17 protein-coding genes are annotated in these 23,905 nt (G+C 33.2%); 8 read left to right on the top strand and 9 right to left on the bottom strand.

Going from position 1 to position 23,905, the window contains the following annotated elements; all coding sequences use genetic code 11:
- Position 1 precedes the first annotated feature (1 nt).
- The 7 genes from EKL97_RS11655 to tsaD form a co-directional block, all read right to left on the bottom strand.
- Positions 2-1,183, bottom strand: coding sequence for a THUMP-like domain-containing protein (locus EKL97_RS11655; protein WP_126568934.1), 1,182 nt, complete (start codon positions 1,181-1,183; stop codon positions 2-4).
- A gap of 2 nt (positions 1,184-1,185) precedes the next feature.
- Entirely contained in the window at positions 1,186-2,277 is a 1,092-nt protein-coding gene (locus EKL97_RS11660; protein WP_126460045.1) for an AI-2E family transporter, read from the bottom strand.
- Between the two features lie 75 nt (positions 2,278-2,352).
- Positions 2,353-3,297, bottom strand: a complete 945-nt coding sequence (locus tag EKL97_RS11665) for a zinc metalloprotease (RefSeq protein ID WP_126453317.1) — start codon at positions 3,295-3,297, stop codon at positions 2,353-2,355.
- Between the two features lie 260 nt (positions 3,298-3,557).
- Positions 3,558-4,505: a zinc metalloprotease gene (locus tag EKL97_RS11670; RefSeq protein ID WP_126460042.1), complete on the bottom strand. Its 948-nt coding sequence runs from the start codon at positions 4,503-4,505 to the stop codon at positions 3,558-3,560.
- Between the two features lie 509 nt (positions 4,506-5,014).
- Positions 5,015-5,653 (bottom strand): DUF4159 domain-containing protein, encoded by a 639-nt coding sequence (locus tag EKL97_RS11675; protein WP_126460039.1) that lies wholly within the window; start codon positions 5,651-5,653, stop codon positions 5,015-5,017.
- A 76-nt stretch (positions 5,654-5,729) separates the two neighbouring features.
- A complete protein-coding gene (locus tag EKL97_RS11680; RefSeq protein WP_126460036.1) occupies positions 5,730-6,434 on the bottom strand; it encodes a 16S rRNA (uracil(1498)-N(3))-methyltransferase in 705 nt (234 codons plus the stop codon).
- Between the two features lie 3 nt (positions 6,435-6,437).
- Entirely contained in the window at positions 6,438-7,460 is a 1,023-nt protein-coding gene (gene tsaD / locus EKL97_RS11685) for a tRNA (adenosine(37)-N6)-threonylcarbamoyltransferase complex transferase subunit TsaD (protein ID WP_126555958.1), read from the bottom strand.
- Positions 7,461-7,626: 166 nt separating this feature from the next.
- Between tsaD and EKL97_RS11690 the strand changes: the two genes are divergently transcribed.
- The 4 genes from EKL97_RS11690 to EKL97_RS11705 all read left to right on the top strand — a co-directional run bounded on the left by EKL97_RS11690 (position 7,627) and on the right by EKL97_RS11705 (position 15,539).
- Positions 7,627-12,096 (top strand): translocation/assembly module TamB domain-containing protein, encoded by a 4,470-nt coding sequence (locus EKL97_RS11690; RefSeq protein ID WP_410503679.1) that lies wholly within the window; start codon positions 7,627-7,629, stop codon positions 12,094-12,096.
- Positions 12,097-12,480: 384 nt separating this feature from the next.
- The gene (pfkA, locus tag EKL97_RS11695; RefSeq protein ID WP_126460027.1) at positions 12,481-13,467 is read left to right on the top strand and encodes a 6-phosphofructokinase; all 987 of its coding nucleotides are present in this window, start codon (positions 12,481-12,483) and stop codon (positions 13,465-13,467) included.
- A 75-nt stretch (positions 13,468-13,542) separates the two neighbouring features.
- Positions 13,543-14,547: a type I glyceraldehyde-3-phosphate dehydrogenase gene (gene gap, locus EKL97_RS11700; RefSeq protein ID WP_126460023.1), complete on the top strand. Its 1,005-nt coding sequence runs from the start codon at positions 13,543-13,545 to the stop codon at positions 14,545-14,547.
- Positions 14,548-14,687: 140 nt separating this feature from the next.
- Positions 14,688-15,539, top strand: coding sequence for an N-acetylglucosamine kinase (locus tag EKL97_RS11705; RefSeq protein ID WP_126460020.1), 852 nt, complete (start codon positions 14,688-14,690; stop codon positions 15,537-15,539).
- 155 nt (positions 15,540-15,694) lie between these two features.
- Here the strand turns inward: EKL97_RS11705 and EKL97_RS11710 are convergent, their stop codons facing one another.
- Both EKL97_RS11710 and EKL97_RS11715 read right to left on the bottom strand, forming a co-directional pair.
- Positions 15,695-16,075, bottom strand: coding sequence for a RidA family protein (locus EKL97_RS11710; protein WP_126460017.1), 381 nt, complete (start codon positions 16,073-16,075; stop codon positions 15,695-15,697).
- A gap of 49 nt (positions 16,076-16,124) precedes the next feature.
- Positions 16,125-18,875, bottom strand: a complete 2,751-nt coding sequence (locus EKL97_RS11715; protein WP_126555955.1) for a putative LPS assembly protein LptD — start codon at positions 18,873-18,875, stop codon at positions 16,125-16,127.
- 83 nt (positions 18,876-18,958) lie between these two features.
- On the opposite strand from EKL97_RS11715, the gene EKL97_RS11720 reads away from it, so the two are divergent.
- From EKL97_RS11720 to EKL97_RS11735, 4 genes are all read left to right on the top strand, one after another.
- On the top strand, positions 18,959-20,116 hold the full coding sequence (locus tag EKL97_RS11720) for an N-acetylmuramoyl-L-alanine amidase (protein WP_126460009.1): 1,158 nt from the start codon (positions 18,959-18,961) through the stop codon (positions 20,114-20,116).
- A 560-nt stretch (positions 20,117-20,676) separates the two neighbouring features.
- Positions 20,677-21,642 (top strand): MlaD family protein, encoded by a 966-nt coding sequence (locus EKL97_RS11725; protein ID WP_126568936.1) that lies wholly within the window; start codon positions 20,677-20,679, stop codon positions 21,640-21,642.
- Positions 21,643-21,647: 5 nt separating this feature from the next.
- Entirely contained in the window at positions 21,648-22,979 is a 1,332-nt protein-coding gene (locus EKL97_RS11730; RefSeq protein ID WP_126568937.1) for a (Fe-S)-binding protein, read from the top strand.
- A 111-nt stretch (positions 22,980-23,090) separates the two neighbouring features.
- Positions 23,091-23,882 (top strand): (Fe-S)-binding protein, encoded by a 792-nt coding sequence (locus EKL97_RS11735; RefSeq protein ID WP_126568938.1) that lies wholly within the window; start codon positions 23,091-23,093, stop codon positions 23,880-23,882.
- Positions 23,883-23,905 lie beyond the last annotated feature (23 nt).

The following is a 23,905-nucleotide window of genomic DNA, read 5'->3' on the forward strand; positions in this document are numbered from 1 at the left end:
TTTATGATATTTTGGTGCAAATTAAAACTATTTTATGGTTATTTTCATCAGTTGTAAAAAAACTATATATATTTCCTCCGTCTTTTATTTTCCATTTTTTCCGAATACTTTCTACACTGTCCGGAAAATTCCGAGTTGTGATATTGGCTTTACTGTTTTCTAAAAAAAATTTCATCGCTGTTTTGTTATAGGAAAATGTATTTTGAATTTCAAAAACACGACCCGGAAAGGGAATTAAGTCCATGGAAGTGTATAAGTGGGAATGCTTGTGTAGTTTATTGACTTTGTAAAAGGATCCCACTTCATCAAATCCACCTGATTTCATAATAGCACTATTGGGTTCGTATAAATAGGTTTGAGGTAAGCTGAAATTTGAAAAACTAGCAACTTCATTCCAAATAAAATCAAAAGTTTCATTTTTATCCTTGAGGATATTGACAGTTTTAATGCGTATTGGTCCGGAATAAGCTGCATGAAGTTCCCATAACAATTCCTTAACTTCGTTCTCAACGGCTATAATATGAATTTGTTTCACGTGTTGTAATTCCGTTAGTCCGGCAGTAATATCAAGAATAGGAGCCGTTTTTATGAGAATAGCATTTGTATTTTTAAAATAAAGAGTTAGATTTTTAGGAACATTTGGCAAACAATCTTTAAGCATGAATACCTTTCCTTTGGTATCATTTCTTCTGGAAGGATCAATATAAATCCAGTCCCAGTTTGTTTTTAAAGCGGTTAAGGTTGCCAGACTATCTCCGGTATAACAAGTAATATTAGGAACACGTAATTGCTCAAAATTGTGTTTTACAAGTTGAGATAAATCGGGATTAATTTCGCAATGAACCACTTCTTTTATTTTTTGTGCAAAATAAAAATCATCCACACCAAAACCTCCAGTCAAATCGATTAAGTGATCACCAGTAACAATAGAAGCTTTATAAGAAGCTGTTTTTTCAGAAGACGTTTGTTCTACTGAAAGTTTGCTTGGATAAATGATGTTTTGGGACAAGAACCAATGTGGCAATTTATCTTTTGCTTTTGTCTTAGCGTCTATTTGGTTCAAAATGGTGATCCAATCCACATTGGGAAAGGGATTTTTTTGTAATGCTAATGTTGCTACGTGTGTACCAATGTTAGCATTGATAAATACTTGTACTTCAGTATTTAAAATCATTAAATCCAAAATTAAAGGTCTTTAGTTAATGATTGAATGATCTTATTTTCCGGAAAAAATTCTTTCCCTATCACCTTAATTATTGTATACAATGGAACGGCTACAATCATTCCCAATATTCCAAAAAGAAAACCGGCAATTAAGATAACCAGAAATATTTCTAAGGGATGTGAACTGACACTTTTTGAAAAGATAATAGGTTGGGATAAATTGTTATCAATAATCTGAACGATCCAAAAACCAATAAGAACGTAAATTGTCGTAGGTAAAATATCGGATTGGAAGTCACCACCTAAATTGCTGATCATAGTCAAAATTGCGGCTAACACCGATGCAATTAATGGACCTATGTAGGGGATAATATTCAATACAGCACATAAAAAAGCAATAACAATTGCATCGGGAATACCAAAAATGACTAAGACTATGAAGTATAAAAGAAACACAATAAATAATTGAAGCAATAATCCAATAAAATAACGCGATAGTAAATGGTTGATCTTTTCCAGTGAATTTAAAATTTGAAATTCGTGACTATTGGGAATTAATTTTTTTACTCCTAAAAGAAACATTAATCGGTCTTTTAAAAAGAAAAAAGTAATAAACAGTACCGAAGCCAGTCCCACAACAAAACTACTGATTGTTCCCAAAATAGCATTTAGAAAATTTGGAATGATATTAAAATTTATTTTAGAGGAAATGTTGGCTTCCTTAAGTATTTGTGAGGAATCAATTTGATGACTTTCCAAAAACACACTGATCTGATTGGCTAACTCAATTATATTTTTTTCAATTTCTGCTGTGTTGAGCAGTGATAAATTTTGTCCTTGGGATAAAATCAAAGGAATAAACATCATTATGAAACCAAATATAATCAGTATAAAAATAAACAAAGTGGTAATAGTAGCAAAGAGATGATTAAATTTTAATCTCCGTTTAAAAAAATCTAAAATAGGATTTCCAATCATTGTGAATATAAAGGATACTACAAGATAAATTATCACCGATTGAATTTGGTAGAAAAAGAACAGCACTAAAGCACCTAGCACTAAGGTAAGTAGCGCACGGATAATGCCGCTAGAAATGGTTTTTGACGTAATCATATCTTTATATTAAGGGCTAAAGATAAAAAAAACTCGCTAACAAGTAGCGAGTTTTAAATTCTAAAAAACTAAAAATTATATTCCGAAACTCGCTCTTGCTCCACCAGAAACAAAAATTGCATCCATTCTTGATTTTTGGCCGTTAGAGAACATGTACATACCTCTATCATCTGTATAATCCATGTAATTCATAGTCATTTCTACAGGAGTACCAGAGCATGTACTGTAATGAGGGTAGGTAGGAACACCATAATTAGCAGTATTGTGCGTAGGCGTGTCAGAAACTAAATCGCTTCCACAAGTAGCATCACCCCAAATGTGACGTAAATTCATCCAGTGTCCTACTTCGTGAGTTGCTGTTCTTCCTAGATTAAATGGCGCTGTTACTGTCCCGGTAGTACCGAATGCATTGTTATCCATTACTACTCCATCGGTAGACGATGCACCTCCAGGAAATTGTGCGTAGCCTAGAATACCGCCACCAAGATTACAAGACCACATGTTTAATACAGTTGTTGGTGTAGTTGGAACGATTCCATTTGTTGATTTTTTCATAGAATCATCTGTAGACCAAGATGTTATAGTAGTAGATCTTCTCTTTACACTTTGTAAGACGAATGTAATTCCAACATTTGCTTTTACTCCTGAAAATGCTGCGGGAACTGAATTATAATCAGAATTTGCAGCATTAAAATCTTTATTCAATACGTCAATTTGGGATTGGATTTGTGCCAGCGAAATATTTTCAGCTGTAGTTCTGTATAAAACGTTTACGACCACTGGGATTTCTACTTTACCGTTAACTAAGCGACCAGATAACATTGCTTTGTCGGTAAAAGCTTCAATTTTATTCATTCGCAAAACTAATGACGGATCAGCTTTCATTTGGGCAGCTAACACCTCTTGAGATGCGCAACCACGTTTTGTAACTGCATCAGCTGATGGAGTAATTTCTGTTGTGTCATTTTGACAAGAAAAAAGCATTAATAATGCTACAGCAGATAAAAGAATTTTTTTCATAATGAATTTGTTATAAATTAATAGATTTGGTTTATTATATCACAATTTTATCACAATTTTTATTTAAAAAAAAATTTTATGATTACTTATTTATTAAATAATTTAAATCTTGCTTTTTGGATAAGAACAGTAAAGACTATTTAAATAAAATTTATGCTGTTAATAGGTTACTTATCGTAATGAAGAAATATAAACACGTAATGCTTATAAATAAAATAGGCGACTTTTTAGGTCGCTTATTTTATAAATTTATTTAGGAATTATACTCCAAAACCTGCTCTTGCTCCGCCTGCAACAAAAATTGCAGCCATTCTTGATTTTTGGCCATTAGAGAACATATACATACCCCTATCATCTGTGTAATCCATGTAATTCATAGTCATTTCTACAGGAGTTCCAGAGCATGTGCTGTAATGAGGATAAGCAGGAACGCCATAATTAGCAGTATTGTGTGTAGGTGTGTCAGAAACTAAATCACTTCCACAAGTTGCATCACCCCAGATATGACGTAAATTCATCCAGTGTCCTACTTCGTGAGTTGCTGTTCTTCCTAAGTTATAAGGATAAGCCCCTGATCCAGATAATCCAAAATATTTTGAATCAACTACAACACCATCAGTAGCCGTTGATCCGCCAGGAAATTGCGCATAACCTAAGATACCGCCACCAATAGTACAAGCCCATATATTAAGTGATGTTGTTGGTGAAGTAGGGTCTAAACCGCCTTGTTTTGTTTTTTTCATAGCATCTCTTGTGCCCCATGAAGTTTTAGTAGTAGATTTTCTATTTATTGTTTCTAAAACGAAAGTAATACCAACATTTGCTGCAACTCCAGAGAATAAAGCGGGAGTACTGCTGAAATCTGAATTAGTAGCATTAAAATCTTCGTTTAATACATCTATTTGAGATTGAATTTGAGCATCAGTTATGTTTTCTGCCGCAGTTCTGTATAAAACGTTTACAACTACAGGAATTTCTACTTTACCGTTAACTAATCGACCGGCTAACATTGCTTTTTCAGTAAATGCTTCAATTTTATTCATTCTCAAGGCTAATGATGGATCAGCTTTCATTTGTGCAGCAAGAACTTCTTGAGTGGCACAACCGCGTTGAGATACAGCGCTTGCTTCCGAAGTTGTTTCTGCTGTATCATTTTGACAAGAGAAAAGCATTAAAAGAGCAGCAACGGGTAAAAAAAAATTTTTCATAATCGAGTTTGTTATAAATTAATAGATTTGGTTAATGATTTAACAATTTTATAACAATTATTTCATGAAAAAAAATAAATATCTATTTTTTCATGAAATAAATATCAATTATGACTTTTTAGTAGCCTCTTTCTGCTGTCGTGTTCTTGATTTACCTCTGGTCTTAATAAAATATATTTAGGGAGATTGTAATTAATATTATTCTTATTAAATGATTCTTTAATGCTAATTTTACCTCTGAAAAAAGAAAGTAATGGTGGATTTTTCAAACTATTTATTTTCACAATTAATACTAATCTGTATTTTTTATTTGATTGTTAGCGATGGCATCTTTCAAAGAAGGATATTAAGAATTATAGCGCTACAGAACTCGAAAGTTAAAAAGTCATAAAGTCAAAAAAAATGTAAAAATAGTATCTTAAAATCGATTTGTTACTTCTTGTTGTCTAATTGTAAAACACGACATTATACGATGATTGTTACTCAAAATAAATTATTGGTAAGCAGTGTTAATTATTAAAAATATAATTGATAATATTTGCCCCCATTTTTAATGCTTTTTCTCGAATCGCTGCTGGATCATTATTGACTTCTGGATCTTCCCATCCATCTCCTAAATCGCATTCATAGGTATAAAGCAGTATTAATTTATTTTTTATAAAAAGTCCAAAAGCTTGGGGTCGTTTACCGTCATGTTCGTGTATTTTGGGTAATCCGTTTGGGAACGAGAATGGTTTTTGAAAAATGGCATGACTCGCTGGAATTTCCACTAGACTATTATTTGGAAATATTTTTTTGATTTCTTTTCGGATGTATTGGTCCATTCCATAATTATCATCAATATGAAGAAATCCTCCAGCCAGCAAATAATTTTTAAGGTTGTTGCTATCAGCAGCACTAAAAACTACATTTCCATGGCCGGTCATATGCACATAAGGGTATGAAAATAAATCAGGACTAGCAGGCTCAACCGTGGCTGGCTTTGTTTTTATTTGGGTATTTATAGTTGCATTGCAGTATTTTATCAAATTGGGTAATGATGTTGGGTTTGCATACCAATCGCCACCACCACTGTATTTTAACAATGCAATTTCCTGCGAAAATGAAACGACCGAAAATAATAAGAGTAAATAAAATATTTTTTTCATAGCCAATTTCTATTATTTGCACCCATTTTGTGCATTGTTTTTTTTGATTGTTCAGCAATCCAAACACGTTTTATTATTATTCATTGACAAAGTGTATGCTGTGACAAGCCACTATTGCTGCCGTTTCTGTTCGTAGCCTTGTATTTCCTAATGAAACCGGAATGTACTTGTTGTCAATTGCCAATGCAATTTCTTTTTCTGAAAAATCACCTTCAGGGCCTATTAGTAGGGTCACATTTTCATTTGGTTTCAAAACGGATTTCAATGATTTTTTATCCGTTTCCTCACAATGGGCAATTAATTTAAGGCCTTCATAGTTGTGTTTTAAAAAATCTTTCATCAATATGGCCTGATTTAATTTCGGCAGGTATAATTCGTTAGATTGCTTCATGGCAGCTAATAAAATTTTATCAAATCGTTCATTATTGATAACTTTTCGCTCTGAGTGATCACAAATAATAGGTGTGATTTCGTGAATGCCTATTTCGGTTGCTTTTTCCAAAAACCATTCGTAACGGTCATTCATTTTAGTTGGCGCTACAGCCAGATGTATGTGAAATTTTGCAACTGGGGCTTTTTCGAACGAAAGGATTTTAACGGTGCATTTACTGTCGGATGCCAGTGTTATTTCTGTTTTAAATAAGTAGCCTGAGCCATTGGTTACAAATAATATATCGGTATCTTTCTTGCGTAATACTTTGATAATGTGTTTGCTTTCTTCTTTATCAAAAGAAAAAATTGTCGTGGATTCTGTAATAGTAGGGTTAAAGAATAATTGCATAATTTATAATTGTATTCTTGCTTTAGAAACAACAGATGAAGTTTCAAATGTTTGGGTTAAAAATTTTTGATATCCTACAATTCCTATCATTGCAGCATTATCAGTAGTGTATTCAAATTTAGGAATAAAGGTTTTCCAACCATATATGTTTTCTGTTTCCTTTAATGTATTTCGGATTCCGGAATTAGCAGAAACGCCTCCGCCGATGGCTATTTGTTTGATCCCGGTTTCTTTTACGGCTAATTTTAATTTGTCCATTAAAATTTCAATAATAGTATGTTGGATTGATGCGCAAATATCATTTAGATTCTCAGCAACAAAGTTTGGATTTTCTAATTTTTTCTTTTGAATAAAATATAAAATAGCAGTTTTCAAACCGGAGAAGCTAAAATTTAATCCTGGAACTTTAGGTTTTGTAAACACAAATGCTTTTGGGTTTCCTAATTGCGCATATTTATCAATTAAGGGGCCACCAGGGTAGGGAAGTCCTAAAATTTTAGCGCTTTTGTCAAAAGCTTCTCCAACTGCGTCATCAGTGGTTTGACCAATTACGGTCATGTCAAAAAAATGATCTACTTTGATGATTTGTGTATGTCCACCGCTTATAGTTAAGGCCAAGAACGGGAAAGTGGGTTTTTCATAGCCCTCTTCCTCTATATAATGTGCCAGGACATGAGCTTGCATGTGATTTACAGCAATCAAAGGAATTTGTAAGGCCAGGGCAAGTGATTTTGCAAACGAACTCCCTACCAGTAGCGAACCCATGAGTCCCGGACCTTGTGTAAATGCAATTGCAGATAACTGTTCTTTTTGTATATTTGCCTTTCGAAGCGCCGCATCGACTACCGGAACTATGTTTTGTTGGTGTGCACGTGAGGCGAGCTCAGGAACTACGCCACCATATTGATTATGAATTAGCTGATTTGCAACAACATTTGACAATACTTTATCGTTGTGTAAAATGGCCGCTGCAGTATCATCACAAGAACTTTCAATGGCAAGAATAAAAACCTCGGGATTTTGCATAAAAAGGCATAAATTTGGAGTTACATTTGATGATTAGTTTACAAAAAATAACAATTTTGTAAAGGCCAAAATTAAAGAATTTTTATTTAAGGCACAGGAGTTTCCAGAGGTAAAATGAAATTTTAGAAAATTTAAATATATAGTAGGTATCAAAAAAATAAAAAAAATAGTATTTCGGTCTCTACTTGGACTAATCCTACTTTTACTTGTACTTGGTATTGCTCTTACCCTACCATTTGTTCAAACTAAAATAGCACAGTATTTCACCCGAAGTCTCAATAAAGACTTTGGAACTAATATTGCTATTGACGGAGTTGTTATATCTGTTTTTGGAGGTGTAAAATTCAAAAAAGTATTGATTCTGGATCACCACAAAGACACTTTAATTTATTCAGATAGAATTGCAACGACTATTTTAGAAGGTAAAAAATTGCTGGACGGTGATCTGATTTTTGGTGATTTGCGGTTGAGTGGTTTAGTATTTAATTTAAAAACGTACAAAAATGAAAAAGAGTCTAATCTCGATAAATTTATAGCCGCTTTTGAAACCGGAAGACCATCAACAAAAAAGTTTCTGCTCACCGTAAAGGAATTAAAAATTTACGATAGTCATTTTATTTTGACAGATCTAAATCGTGAAATTCCAAAAGACTTGGATTTTACTAAACTGAATGCTTCCGTAACGAATTTTAAAATTTACGGTCAGGATGTAACGACTATGATTGATAAAATGTCATTTTTAGATTTTCGGGGTTTGTATGTTAAAAATTTAAACTCAAAATTCAGTTATTCCAGAAAAAACTTAAAACTAGAAAATCTGAATTTGTTGACCAAAGAATCCACCTTAAAAGGGACTGTATTGTTAAATTATAAAATTGAATATTTTTCTAATTTTACCGATAAAGTACTCTTTGATATTAAACTGGATGCTGCCTCAATTGCTTCAAATGATATTCGTTACTTTTATAAAGAAATAGGGAAAAATCAACATTTTTATATCAAAGCATCTATTAAAGGAACGCTTAATGATTTGAAATTCAAAAATTTAAAATTAGTTGATGATCGGAAAACACAGATCAACGGTGCTATTAATTTTAAAAACTTGTTTGCTAAAAAAGGGCAGAAATTTTCGATGTATGCCAGATTTGACAAATTAACCTCTAGCTATGATAATTTGATAGTTATATTACCTAATATTCTTGGAAATAAATTACCCAGTTCTCTAAAAAAATTAGGACGATTTTCAGCTTCCGGAGTTTCAAATGTTTCTACAACTGTTGTCAAAGCTGATTTTTCTATGATAACGGAGTTAGGTAAAGTAATCTCTAATTTAGAAATAAAAAATATAAATGTTATTGATAAGGCTTCTTATATTGGGAACGTTATTTTAGAAAATTTTGATATTGGAACTTTATTGGATCAAAAAGAACTAGGAAAGGTAAGTTTGAATATGGATATCGATGGTAAAGGATTCAAAGAAAAATACCTGGACACAGCTATCAAAGGGAGCATTAGCCAAATAGAGTATAAAAAATACAATTACACGAATATTGATGTCAATGGAGTTCTTAAAAATCCGAATTACAGAGGACAAATTGCCATAAAAGATCCTAATTTAAGTATGAATTTTGAAGGTTTATTGGATTTAAGCAAAAAAGACAATAGATACGATTTTCACATTAATGTTGAAAACGCAGATTTGAATAAATTAAAGTTAATTAAGGATTCTATTGCTGTATTTAGAGGCGATGTGTTAGTTCAGGCATCAGGAAATACTGTAGAAAATTTTCAAGGAAATGTGTATATCAACGAAACCTCCTATCAAAATGCAAAAGACACGTATAATTTTGATGATTTTACCATAAATTCAACTTTTGATGAAAATAGAGTAAGAACCATGACTGTAAATTCACCAGATATTGTTCAGGGTGAAATTGTGGGTAAATATGAATTTAACCAATTGGAAAACCTGGTAAAGAATTCTTTGGGAAGCCTGTACACGAATTTTAAACCCAACAAGGTAAAGAAAGGACAGTTTCTTAAGTTTAATTTCTCTATATATAATAAAATAATTGAAATATTTTACCCTGATATTTCTATTGCACCCAATACCATTATTAAAGGAAATATAAACTCCGATAATCAGGAATTTAAACTCAATTTTAATTCGCCTCAAATTATAGCTTCAAACAATATACTTGATAATATAAGAGTTTCGGTAGACAATAAAAATCCGCTTTATAATGCCTACATAGAACTGGACAGTATAAAAACAAAATACTATAAAATACGTGATTTTAGTCTGATAAATGTCACAATGAAAGACACACTGTATTTTCGTTCGGAGTTTAAAGGGGGACCAAAAGCAGAAGATTATTTTAATCTGAATTTATACCATACTATTAATCAGGATAACAATAATGTAGTTGGAATTAGTAAATCAGAGGTGAAATTCAAAGATTATTTGTGGTTTTTGAACGAAAAAGAAGCAACTGATAATAAAGTTGTTTTTGATAAATCATTTCAAAATTTCAATATTGATAACATTGTGTTGTCACATGAAGAACAGGAAATTTCTTTAGTGGGCCTTTTTAAAGATACTACAATTAAGGATTTACAACTGAGTTTTAAAGATGTGGATCTAAACAAAATCACGCCTGCTAATGATAAATTTATTGCACATGGAAATATAAATGGAAAAGTAAATTTCAAGCAAAATAAAGATGTTTTTCAGCCTACATCTTCTATAGTTATTGATAATTTGAATTTAAATAAAATAGATTTAGGAACTTTAAATTTTGAAATTGAAGGTGATGAAAATCTTAGCAAGTTTACCATAAATTCTAATTTAGAGAACAAAAATTTTGAATCATTTAATGCGGATGGTAGTTTTGAAATTGTCAATAAAGAAACCATTCTTGATTTGAGGCTAAAATTTGATAAATTTAATATCGCAACCTTGAACTCTTTGGGTGGTGAAGTATTGTCTAATATACGAGGTTCAATAGCCGGTAATGCTACCATAGAAGGAAATCTTAAGAAACCTAGTATAAATGGCAGGCTGTACCTTGACCAAGCAGGAATAACCATACCCTACCTGAATGTGGATTACGGTTTAAGTGATAACACAATTATAGACCTGACCGATGACCGATTCTTGTTTAGAAACAATACCTTGACAGACACAAAATTTGGCACTGTAGGGAAGTTAAACGGAAGTATTGGGCATACTAATTTTTCGGATTGGAAATTAGATTTAACCGTTAATTCAAAAAGGCTTCTAGCATTAGATACTAAGGATACTGAAGATTCAGCTTATTATGGTACTGCATTTATAGATGGAGTTGCCACTATAAAAGGACCAACTAATTCATTGTTTATAAAAGTAGCTGCAAAATCAGAGAAAGGAACAGCCATAAAAATTCCTATTAATAATGCCGAAAGTGTAAGTGATAATATTTTTCTTCATTTCCTGACTGCAAAAGAAAAATACAATGTAAGGAACGGTATTGTAGAAAATACCCGGAATTATAATGGCCTTGAATTGGAGTTTGATTTTGATATTACACCGGATGCCGAAGTAGAGGTAATTCTAGACCGAAACACAGGTCACGGAATGAAGGGGAAAGGTTTTGGCTCTTTGTTGTTTAAAATAAACACGACGGGGAAATTCAATATGTGGGGTGATTTTCAAGCGTATGAAGGGACTTATAATTTTAAATATGGAGGACTGATAGACAAGAAGTTTGAGGTCAAAAAAGGAGGGTCAATTTCCTGGGAAGGGAATCCGATGCGCGCACAGTTAAATCTTGAAGCAGTATACAAAACTACTGCAAATCCTGCAATTTTGTTAGAAAATGCTTCTTTTAATACGAAAGTCCCCGTGGAAGTAGTTATAGGAATTAGAGGCGATTTGACTAGTCCGGAACCCGATTTTAATATTGAATTTCCAACAGTCAGCACGGTGTTAAAATCAGAAATCCAATATAAGTTAAATGATAAGGACGTGAGACAAACTCAAGCATTGTATTTATTATCTTCCGGTGGATTTTTAAGTCCGGAAGGAGTAAGTCAATCTGATTTTTCAGGAAGTTTGTTTGAGACCGCCTCTAGTCTTTTAGGAGGAATAATACAATCTGACGATGAAAAATTCAAAGTGGGTCTGAATTTCATTGGAGCCGACAGAAGAATAGGAAGAGAAACAGATGGACGGTTTGTTGCAACAATTTCATCCAAAATAAACGAAAGAATAACGATCAATGGAAAACTAGGAGTTCCTTTTGGTGGGATTAATGAATCCGCTATCGTAGGAGATGTTGAAGTGCTATATAGGGTTAATGAAGATGGAACACTTAATTTACGATTGTTTAATAAAGAAAATGATATCAATTATATTGGGCAAGGGATTGGTTATACCCAAGGTTTAGGAGTTTCTTACGAAGTAGATTTTGATACTTTCAAGGAGTTAGTCAATAAAATTTTTACGAATCTAAAAATAGACAGAGTGACAGTGCCCGCCGCTGAAGATCAAGATTCTGACTTATCTCCGGATTATATTAATTTTATGAAATCTAAAAAACCCAAAACAGAAAAAACCAAAAATAATCAAGAAGGTTTAGTCCCGGAGGAAAACTAATTTTTTTGTAAACAGGAGGAATCAGAACCAAGAATTCATACAAATGAGAATGAGAATCAGGATCAGGATAGGAGATTAACAATATCTGCTTCAGTACCAATTAAAAGAATTTCAGACTTACCACAAGGACGTTTTTTTTTAATTCCTCATTTGTAAATACGTAATGGATCATTGTCATAAAACAATCATAAAAACGCTTAAATTGTTAATTATCAAATAAAAATTCATTATTTTTTTATTTTGTTAAATAAAATTCGTTTTATTTTGATTTTTTGAAAACTTATTAACGAAAACGTTTGAATTTTGGTTGCTTAACTAATTTATAAAAAACACGGCTCTGTAAGTGCTGAATGTTTGCTAGTTTTACACTTTAATACTTAAATAATGCCAAAAACAATAAAAAAAGTTGGTGTTCTTACTTCGGGAGGAGACTCACCAGGTATGAATGCAGCAATTAGATCCGTTGTTCGGACATGTGCGTATCATGCTATTGAATGTATAGGAATATACAGAGGATATCAGGGAATGATTGAAGGCGACTTCAAAGAAATGGGACCTCGTAGCGTAAACAACATTGTTAATAAAGGAGGGACAATTTTGAAGTCAGCACGTTCTTTAGAATTTAAAACTCCAGAAGGAAGAAAAAAAGCACACGATAACCTGATTAAAGCAGGAATAGATGCTCTAGTAGTAATAGGGGGCGACGGTACTTTTACCGGTGGTTTGTTGTTCAATAATGAATTTGATTTTCCAGTAATGGGAATTCCGGGAACTATTGATAACGATATTTTTGGGACCACCCATACTTTAGGATATGATACCGCTTTGAATACCGTTGTGGATGTCATTGATAAAATTAGAGATACCGCAAGTTCACACAATCGTTTATTCTTTGTAGAAGTGATGGGTAGAGATGCCGGTCACATCGCTTTGAATGCCGGTATTGGTGCCGGTGCCGAAGAAATTCTGATTCCCGAAGAAGATTTAGGATTAGAGCGATTATTAGAATCCCTGCAAAAAAGCAAGGCTTCTGGTAAATCATCCAGCATTGTTGTAATAGCAGAAGGAGATAAAATAGGCAAAAACGTATTTGAATTAAAAGATTACGTAGAAGCTAATTTGCCGGAATATGATGTTAGAGTTTCTGTTCTGGGCCACATGCAACGTGGCGGTTCCCCTTCTTGTTTTGATCGGGTTCTTGCCAGTAGATTGGGCGTAAAAGCAGTTGAATCTTTGCTGGAAGGCAAGTCAAAGTTCATGGTAGGGTTAAAGAACGATACAGTTTCATTGACACCTTTGGAACAAGCCATTAAAGGCAAAACAGAAATTGATAGAGAATTATTAAGAGTTTCAGACATAATGTCTACATAAAGGGATTAAAGTTTATAGTGAGGAAATTAGACTTTAGAGCAAGTTAATATTTAAATAAACAAAAATTAAAGTAAAATGTCAAAAGTTAAATTAGGAATAAACGGTTTTGGAAGAATAGGGAGAATAGTTTTTAGAGAATCGTACAACAGAGATAATGTAGAAGTAGTTGCAATTAACGATTTATTAGATGTAGATCATTTAGCTTACTTATTAAAATACGATTCAGTTCACGGACGTTTCGCCGGAAAAGTAGAAGTGAAAGACGGAAAACTTTTTGTAAACGATAAACACATCAGAATTACTGCAGAAAGAGATCCTGCAAATCTAAAATGGAATGAAGTAGATGTAGATGTTGTAGCGGAATGTACTGGTTTTTTCACTACTATTGAAACGGCAAAAGCACACATCACCGGTGGTGCTAAAAAAGTAATTATTTCTGCACCTTCTGCTGATGCGCCAATGTTTGTAATGGGTGTAAATCATGACAAAGCGTTAGCTTCAGATACAGTGGTTTCTAATGCTTCTTGTACTACAAATTGTTTGGCTCCTTTGGCCAAAGTAATCAATGATAATTTTGGAATTGTTGAAGGTTTGATGACTACTATTCATGCAACAACTTCAACTCAAATGACAAATGACGGACCATCAAGAAAAGATTTCCGTGGCGGTAGATCAGCATTAGTCAACATGATTCCATCTAGTACAGGTGCTGCAAAAGCAGTAGGAAAAGTGATTCCGGAATTGAACGGAAAACTAACAGGGATGTCTATGCGTGTTCCTACTGTAGATGTTTCAGTAGTAGATTTGACCGTTAAATTAGCAAAAGAAACAACCTATGAAGAAATCATGGCTGTTCTAAAAACAGCTTCTGAAACCACTATGAAAGGTGTTTTAGGATATACCGAAGATGCTGTAGTATCACAAGATTTCGTTTCGGATCCCCGTACTTCAATTGTGGATGCTAATGCAGGAATTGGTTTGAATTCTACTTTTTTCAAAATTGTATCTTGGTATGATAATGAATATGGTTATTCAAGCAAATTGATCGATTTATCAGTACATATTGCAGGTTTAAAATAATTAATTATATTTACAAAGTCCCGTTATCTTTATAGTAACGGGACTTTATTTTTTATTCCCTTTTTCATTTATATTTTGTTAATACCTTCCTTTATGAAAGTATTAGGAAATATAACAACAAAACCAAAAACCAGAAAAAAATGAGATTAATAGTTGATAGTGGTTCTACCAAAGCCGATTGGATTGCAATAGATACAAATGGTAAAATATTGTTTACAACTCAAACCTTAGGATTGAATCCTGAAGTACTTGAAGAAGATGAAATTATTGAACGCTTAAATGATCGTTTTGATATTTTGCAAAACAAGAAAAATGCAACCCATTTGTTTTTTTATGGAGCAGGTTGTGGTACTGAAAGAATGAAAATTGCACTGTCTCAGGTTTTTCAAAAGTATTTTCCTAATGCTATTATAGATGTCAAAGAAGATACCTATGCAGCCGTTTATGCAACGACTCCAAAGGGAGAAAAAGCAATTGTTTCTATACTGGGGACCGGATCAAACTGCAGTTATTTTGATGGCAAAGAACTCCATCAAAAAGTACAGTCATTGGGATATATCGCCATGGATGATTGCAGCGGAAATGTTTTTGGAAAAGAATTAATCAGAAAGTACTATTTTAATAAAATGCCAAAAGAACTGGCCGTTGAATTCGAGAAAGAATACAACCTTGATCCAGATGCTATAAAAAGCAAATTGTACAAAGAACCCAATCCAAATGCGTATTTAGCGACTTTTGCGAAGTTCCTGATTCAGCACAAAGAAACGGAGTTCTGCAGAAAAATTATTTTCAAAGGAATGAAATCTTTTGTGAAAAATTACATAAAACAATACGATAACTGCAAAGAAATTCCAGTTCATTTTGTGGGGTCCATAGCCTTTTATCTCAAAGAAGAGCTGCAAGAAATATTTGATAAATATGAGTTGCAATTAGGCAATGTATTGCGACGACCTATTGATGGTTTAATTGCATATCATATTGCAAATAAATAGTTTTTCAGAGTTTATTTTTATCAAAAACCACTGTTAATTTACTTTAGAGCAAGTAAATCAACAGTGGTTTTTAATTTATAACTAATTGATAACGGACATTCTGAAATCGTTTCAACCGTTTTTCTTGTTTTAATAATGAAAGCGGAAAAAAAGCACTAAAGAATAGCGATCATTGAGATTTCAATATTCACATTTTTTGGCAAACAGGCCACTTGAACTGTTTCCCGTGCCGGAGCAGTTTTCTCGTTAAAATAGGAACCATAAACCGTATTTATTTTCCCGAAATCGGTCATATCCATAATAAATATTGTGGTTTTTACTATGTTTTCAAATGTCATTCCGGCGGCTTCCAGAACTGCTTTCATATTTTGCATGACTTGTTCTGTTTCGGCTTCGATTGAATCAAGAACTAACGTTCCAGTTGCCGGATTTATTGCAATTTGACCTGATGCATACAGTGTGTTTCCTTTTAGGACTGCTTGGTTGTACGGGCCAATTGGTGCAGGAGCATTTTCTGTGAAAATTATCTTTTTCATACGTTCTATTTTATGTAATTCAATTTAGTTTAAAAGTCTCCTGGTCTAATTACCGATTTATAGTACTTCGTTTGTCCCATTTGATGTCGCTGAGCACGCCTGATTTTATTCCAATGAAGAATCCCCAGTTTGCATTATCACCAAATGGTGACCAGTTAAAATCCATTCTCCAACTTAATAAATCCCTTTCAAAACGAAGCTGAGTAAAGGTAACTCCTTTTTGAACAAAATCGTACCCGGTTGATATTCCTGCTTTCCATTTTGGAGTGATATCAGCATTAGCTGAAATCATTATCGAGTTACCAATGATTTGATTCTCTCTATTATTGTTTCCATAGGTCAAAGAATAGGCAAAGGTCATATCCCATGGTAATTTTGAATTAAAAAACTCAGAAATTTTATCTTCTCCATCATCTTCCTCTTCTTCGTCAAACTGACTTTTCCTGTTGTCTCCTAAGTCCGTATTGGTACCGAACAGATCATCTCCACGGCCCCCATTTCTTCGACTTTGTTCATTTGTGTCTTTTTCTTTTTTATCATTTCCTTTACTGGAAATAGAGTAATTTAAAGTCATATTAGAACTTGTCATTCTAAAAAGGCTGCCGCCGTTGTTAATATTAAAGACATTAATTCGGTTTCCGGAGTTATCAATCGCATAGGGATCTAACGTTGCGCCAAAATTGACATTCATTTTATTTTGAAAAAGTTGGGTACCACCACTAACTCGTATCGGCGCAAAAGCTAATGAATTGACACCATCTGCATCTAAATTATAGCTGGTAGATAGGTTTAAGTTATTCAGCAGCATTATTTTTTTAGGTTCAACCTTGGTACTATCGCTATCAGTAACTTTTGCTTCAAAAGTGTTGCTCAAATCAAATCCTAACGAATTCGAATTATTCAATCCTGGGGCTCCAAAAATCCCGCTTTCAAATCTGGAATATTGTTTTGTCATTGTCCCGGTTGCATCGGATGCGTAGGTGTCATAATATTTTTCGAAACTTGGGGTATACCCATACGAAACAGATGGTCTCATGACGTGCCGAATTGATTTTATCTTTTTGTTTTCACCAAAGTTAAAAGTTCCATAAATAGTGGTTCCCAGACTTGAGGAGAAGGAATAGGTTCTAAAGGCATCAAAGCCATTAACCGTTTTATCGACTACGGTGCTTTGGTTTTGATCAAAACTTCTTTCAATTGTTTTGGTATACCAAATTTCTTCATAATTTACGGATGTAGACGCACTGAAATATTTAAATAATTTAAAATTGGTGCTTAACGGAATACTGTGTTGGAAACCAATTTTTGCATCCCGGAACATTTGTGGCTTGAAGAATAAAGAATCGGTAGTAACAATGCTGTTTCGGCCATTCAGATTATATTGTAAATTGATGTTCTTGAAAAATCCTTTTTTTACGCCGTCTTTCCCCACAAAAGGATAAATCCGATCCACACTCAGTTGTAGTGTAGGTAGTGTCATATTGATTTCTGCGGTTTGTGTATTTTGCGAGTGAGTTGCAGTCAATGACATTCTAACTTGTGGAATTGAAGTGAATGTTTTTGAATACGACACAGAAGAACTTAAGGTATTATTTAGATTTGAACCAATATTTATCTGATTGATAGATTGTCGAAAATATTTACTACTTCCAAGATTCACAGAGGCCGAAAAACTAGAATTAGGATTCGATTTAGAGTCTTTGGAATGGGACCATTGTATGTTATAAATATTTTGTTTTAAGTAATCAGGGTAGCCTCTTTCGCTGGTAATTAAGTTTTCAAATCGAATGTTTAAGTTTCCTCTATAATTGTATCTTTTGGCATAACTGGATTCAAAACGCAACCCGTAACTGCCATTAGTATAATAATCGCCTAATACGGTTAAATCATAATTATCACTCAAGGCAAAATAATACCCTAAATTTTGCAACGAAAACCCTCGGTTGTTGGAGTCGTTATAGCTTGGTAAAATTAATCCTGAAATGCTGGTTTCTTGGCTCATTGGAAAAAAAGCAAAAGGCAATGCAATTGGAGTAGGAACATTTGCAATAACCATATTAGTCAATCCCGTAACTACTTTTTTACCTGGGATGAATTTTACTTTGCTGGTTTGAAAATAATATTCTGGATTGTCTACATCTTTTGAAGTAGTAAAACGGGCTCCTTTTAGAAAATAAACAGAATCATTTTCTTTTTTGGTCTGCGTTGCTTTTATTTTAAATTCGCCTTGATCTGATCGTGAGTTCCAAATTAAAGCTTTTTTTGTTTTAAAATTAAATCGGATAGAATCAGGTTCAATAACATTAGTGCCCTGTTTGAAATTTGGAAACTGTGTATAAGCTCCTGTAGAATCTTTGATGCGACCGGCATATACCTCATTTTTTTCATAATTCATTACAATTATACCAGACTTCAATTCAATGTCTTGATAATACAATTCTGCGTTATTATACAAAGTAATGAGCTTTTTCTTTTGATCAATTTTAGCATATTGATCGGCTTTGTATTTTACCTTTCCGTCAAGGAATGCTTTGGTAGGCTTTATACTGTCTTTTTGTATTGAATCCTTCTCTTTTGTAGTAGTTGCAACAGTAGGAACCTTTTTGATAGTTCCTAAAGTAGTACTATCTATTTGTTTACTAACGGAAATCGCCGTCTTTTTTTTTGATATATCTTGAGAATATAATTTTCCAGACCCTAAGGATAGGAAGATTGATAATAAAACGATATTAAATAAGTTTGTATGCAAAGGTTTAAATGCTATTTTTGTAAAATTATGGCCTGTTTTTTGAGATGTCAAACTTACATATAAATTTTTGTCAAAAATAGTCAAATAAATAAATTTATACCCTTAGTCTTCTAATTAAATTAACTTATAGCTTTATGCACAACACCTATAAAATTAAAATTACAATAACTTTTTTGATGACGATAATATCGCTATCAGCCTTTTGTCAATCTAATGTTTTTAAGGTAACACTTGATGCGGGGCATGGCGATCATGATTTTGGTGCTGTATATGAAGGACGAATAGAAAAAAACATAGCTTTGGCTGTCGTTCTAAAAGTTGGTAAGTTATTAGAAGCTACTCCACAAATTGATGTGAATTTTACACGAAAAACAGATGTTTTTATTGACTTAATTGAAAGAGCCAATATTGCTAACAGATTTAATGCTAATATTTTTGTGTCAATTCATTGTAATGCCAACAGAAATACCGCTGCCGATGGCACAGAAACCTACGTGATGGGTTTAAGTAAGATAGCCTCTAACCTAGAAGCGGCTAAAAAAGAGAATTCTGTAATCACTCTTGAAAAAGATTACAAACAAAAATATGAAGGATTTGATCCAAACTCTCCGGAAACTATGATTGGGATGACCTTGATGCAGGAAGAATATTTAGACAACAGTATTTCACTGGCCAGTAAGGTAGAAGATGCTTTTGCAGATTTAGGAAAAAAAATACGTGGAGGAGGAGTTAAACAAGCGCCATTTATGGTGCTTCATAAAGCCTACATGCCACGAGTATTGATAGAAATGGGGTTTATTTCTAATCCGACTGAAGGAAATAGATTAAATTCAGAAGAAGGCCAGAACGAAATTGCCAAAGCCATTGCAGGAGCTATAATCGATTATAAAAAAGAATATTTTGGAAGTGGAGAATCGGAAGCATTTGAAGTAAAGCCTTCGCAAAAAATTATTGAAAAACAAGTTAAGGATACTGCAACGCCTTTAAAATCAAAAACAAACCTTCAAGTTATTGAAACTAAAAAAGCAATCGATAATACTAAAACCTCATTCAAAGTGCAACTTTTGGCTAGTATCAAAAAAGTAGCGCTCCTGCCTAGAAATTTTAAAGGATTAAAAAACATCTCTGTTGCCTATGAAAATAGAGTCTACAAATATATGTATGGAGAAACAACGGATTACGATGAAGCAAGAAAGCAATTAACAGAGGCAAAAGAGAAAGGATATGATACTGCTTTTTTGATCGCTTTTAAAAATGGAGAAAAAATAAGCATTCAAGAAGCGATTAAATAACAAGTGCTACAGTAATTGATTAAAAAAATAAGTTTTATTTCGAAAATAATACGAGCGAATTCGCAATTCTAAAAGTATTTTTATTGGTCTTGTTGAACTTTTTTTCTCAGACCGATTTATTTTATTTTAATGCGGTCACGGCGGTAAAAACCCAGTAAATTTGCACAATAGTTTTGTTGAAAAGCAAATGCGCTTACGACAATATTAAAGTTAAAAAAACAGATCTAAAGATGCGTACGATGTTCAAGTAGTCTATCCCAAAACAACATATTTGTTAAACTATAACTGGTTTTATTAAATAAAAAGTTAAATGTATCTAATTTCAAAGTGTCTGAAGAGCTTCTACTGATAGCGGATGACAGGATCATTAGTATTAGTTATAAATCTAAATATCAGATTATTATTTAGCAAAAAAAAATCGATATGGTTAAACCTAAAAAGATACGTCCGGACACTTAATTGCATTTAATGTTGGAGAAAAAATAAGTGTAGAATAAGCTCTTAAATAATAACAACAACTTAAAATATTTTACATTAAATTTGTAAAAAATACTTGAATTTTGAAAATAACACGAGAAATTAAAACTGCTATCTTAGTAATTGCTTCTATTTTATTATTTATTTGGGGCTATAGTTTTTTGAAAGGAAGAGATCTTTTCACAAATTATAAAACATTTTATGTAGAATATAAAAGTGTTGAAGGTCTAGCCACATCCTCACCTGTTACCCTGAACGGTTTGGTGGTTGGTAAAGTAAATAGTATTACCATAAATGAAAACACAGGACTATTATTAGTTGAATTGCAATTGAAAACTGATTTTCCTATTTCTAAATCCAGTAGGGCTTCTATTTATGAGCCAGGATTTATTGGAGGAAAACAAATTGCAATTATCCCTAATTTTAAAGATAAAAGCTTGGCACTTGATGGTCAGAAATTGCAAGGCGGAGTGAAATTAGGACTTACTGATAAAGTAGGGGATCAATTAGCACCTCTTCAGGAAAAACTAGAAAAACTATTGTTAAGCACGGATAAATTAATTTCCGGTTTTAATAACGTTCTGGATCAAAAAGGGCAGCAGGATTTAAAACTCACTCTAGCTGAATTGAGCAAAACCATTGAACAATTTCATAAAGTGTCCTTAAATGTCAATACTTTATTAGAAACGAATAAAGCACAAATCAACGGAGTCGTTAGCAATTTTTCTAAAATATCGGGTAATTTTTCTAAAATATCAGATTCCTTGAATAAAGCCGATCTTGGAAAAACGGTAAAAAATCTCAATGCAACTCTAGGAAGAGTTGATGGTATTATGAGTGGTTTAGAATCTGGGAAAGGTTCTATGGGTAAATTGCTAAACGACGAGGCTTTCTACCAAAACATAAAAAACGCAACAAAAGAATTAGAATTATTATTGCAAGATATTAGACTTTATCCCACTCGATATGTCAATATTTCTTTATTTGGAAAGAAAAATAAACCGTATGTAGGTCCTGTAAAGGATTCTATATCTAATGAAATAAAATAGCAATTATGAGCTACTTAGACAACATTTTATTTGCCGTTATATTGGTAATTGGTTTTGGTTATTTTTTCAACAGTGTTAAAAAAATCAGACGAAATATCAATCTTGGAACGGATGTAAATCGCTTTGATAATCCTAAAGCGCGCTGGATTAATATGGCCATGATAGCTCTTGGTCAATCAAAAATGGTCAAAAAACCTATCGCTGGAGCATTGCATATTATTGTCTATGTGGGTTTTATAATTATAAATATTGAATTGTTAGAAATTATTATCGACGGACTTTTTGGGACACATCGTGTTTTTGCTTTTTTAGGAACTACGTATGATGTGCTGATTGCTTCTTTCGAAATTTTAGCTTTTTTAGTTTTAGTAGCAGTTTTTGCTTTTTGGAGCAGAAGAAATGCCATCAAATTGAAAAGATTTGTAAGCTCTGATTTAAAAGGCTGGCCAAAAAATGATGCAAACTATATCTTGTATTTTGAGGTGGTTCTTATGACATTATTTTTATTGATGAACGCTTCTGATTTGCATTTACAAAATGTCCCCGGAGGTTTTTCTCATTTTATAAAAGCCGGTTGGTTTCCGATCAGTCAATTTATTGAACCTATCTTTAACGGAATGTCAAATGAATTGGTAATGTTGCTTTCAGAGATATTCTGGTGGTTGCATATTGTGGGTATTTTAATTTTTATGAATTACTTGTATTTTTCAAAACATTTACATATTCTGTTAGCATTCCCAAATACGTATTTTGCAAATCTAAATCCGCAAGGACAATTTGATAATTTAGAATCCGTTACTAAAGAAGTGAAGTTAATGATGGATCCTAATGCTGATCCTTTTGCGGCAGCACCAGTGGATGAGAATGCGGTTCCAAGTAAATTTGGTGCCAGTGATATTCAGGACTTAAACTGGGTTCAATTATTGAATGCGTATACCTGTACAGAATGTGGTCGTTGTACGTCAGCTTGTCCAGCCAATATTACAGGAAAAAAATTGTCTCCACGTAAAATTATGATGGATACCAGAGATCGAATGGAAGAAGTAGGAAGAAATATTGATGCCAATAAAGGTGTTTTTATTCCGGACAACAAAACATTATTAAACGATTACATCACACCAGAAGAGCTTTGGGCATGCACTTCTTGTAATGCGTGCGTGGAAGAATGTCCTGTAAACATTAGCCCGCTTTCAATTATTATGGATATGCGTCGCTATTTAGTAATGGAACAAAGTGCGGCCCCACTGCCAATAAACGCCATGATGACTAATATAGAGAATAACGGTGCGCCATGGCAATACAATCAGCAAGACCGATTGAATTGGAAAAACGAATAGGCGTTAAATCGCGTCACTGTTTAATAGGCTATTTGTATTACGAATAACCGATTTACAAATGAAGATTTTGTCATTAACCAAATAAGCAAATAACCGAATCAACAAGATAGTATGTCAGAGAATTTAATAGTGCCTACCATGGCCGAAATGTTAGCTCAAGGGAAACAACCAGAAGTTTTATTTTGGGTGGGTTGTGCAGGAAGTTTTGACGATAGAGCGAAGAAAATAACGAAGGCTTTTGTTCGGATTTTAAATCGGGCTAATGTTCCTTTTGCCGTTTTAGGTACTGAAGAAAGCTGTACAGGTGACCCTGCCAAAAGAGCTGGTAATGAGTTTTTGTTTCAAATGCAGGCCATGATGAATATTGAGGTTTTGAATGCATACGAAGCAAAAAAAATTGTTACCGCTTGTCCACATTGTTTCAATACACTAAAAAATGAATATCCGGAATTAGGCGGAAAATATGAAGTGGTTCACCACACGGAGTTTTTGAAATCCTTGTTAGATGACGGAAGGCTGACCATTGAAGGTGGACAATTCAAGGGTAAACGAATTACTTTTCACGATCCTTGTTATTTAGGAAGAGCTAATAATGTGTATGAAGCACCAAGAGAATTGATTCTTAAATTGGATGCTGAATTAGTTGAAATGAAGCGTTCTAAAGCTAACGGTTTATGTTGCGGTGCAGGTGGAGCCCAAATGTTTAAAGATGCTGAACCTGGAAAGAAGGAAGTCAATATAGAAAGAACCGAGGAGGCATTAGAAACAAAACCAGAAATTATTGCCGCAGGCTGTCCTTTTTGTAATACCATGATGACGGACGGTATTAAAAATAAAGAAAAAGAAGGCGAAGTAAAAGTGATGGATATTGCGGAACTAATTGCTAATGCGCAGGATCTTTAGTGTACAGTGTCTAAGTAATCAGC

The sequence above is a fragment of the Flavobacterium sp. LS1P28 genome (assembly GCF_003970335.1).
Taxonomy (GTDB): Bacteria; Bacteroidota; Bacteroidia; order Flavobacteriales; family Flavobacteriaceae; genus Flavobacterium.

Coding starts and splice junctions, on each gene's coding strand:
- EKL97_RS11660 (WP_126460045.1), bottom strand. CDS start 2,277: ATGATTACGTCAAAAACCATTTCTAGCGGCATTATCCGTGCGCTACTT.
- EKL97_RS11730 (WP_126568937.1), top strand. CDS start 21,648: ATGAGCTACTTAGACAACATTTTATTTGCCGTTATATTGGTAATTGGT.
- EKL97_RS11680 (WP_126460036.1), bottom strand. CDS start 6,434: ATGCAATTATTCTTTAACCCTACTATTACAGAATCCACGACAATTTTT.
- tsaD (WP_126555958.1), bottom strand. CDS start 7,460: ATGCAAAATCCCGAGGTTTTTATTCTTGCCATTGAAAGTTCTTGTGAT.
- EKL97_RS11665 (WP_126453317.1), bottom strand. CDS start 3,297: ATGAAAAAAATTCTTTTATCTGCTGTAGCATTATTAATGCTTTTTTCT.
- EKL97_RS11705 (WP_126460020.1), top strand. CDS start 14,688: ATGAGATTAATAGTTGATAGTGGTTCTACCAAAGCCGATTGGATTGCA.
- EKL97_RS11675 (WP_126460039.1), bottom strand. CDS start 5,653: ATGAAAAAAATATTTTATTTACTCTTATTATTTTCGGTCGTTTCATTT.
- EKL97_RS11735 (WP_126568938.1), top strand. CDS start 23,091: ATGTCAGAGAATTTAATAGTGCCTACCATGGCCGAAATGTTAGCTCAA.
- EKL97_RS11670 (WP_126460042.1), bottom strand. CDS start 4,505: ATGAAAAATTTTTTTTTACCCGTTGCTGCTCTTTTAATGCTTTTCTCT.
- gap (WP_126460023.1), top strand. CDS start 13,543: ATGTCAAAAGTTAAATTAGGAATAAACGGTTTTGGAAGAATAGGGAGA.
- pfkA (WP_126460027.1), top strand. CDS start 12,481: ATGCCAAAAACAATAAAAAAAGTTGGTGTTCTTACTTCGGGAGGAGAC.
- EKL97_RS11710 (WP_126460017.1), bottom strand. CDS start 16,075: ATGAAAAAGATAATTTTCACAGAAAATGCTCCTGCACCAATTGGCCCG.
- EKL97_RS11720 (WP_126460009.1), top strand. CDS start 18,959: ATGCACAACACCTATAAAATTAAAATTACAATAACTTTTTTGATGACG.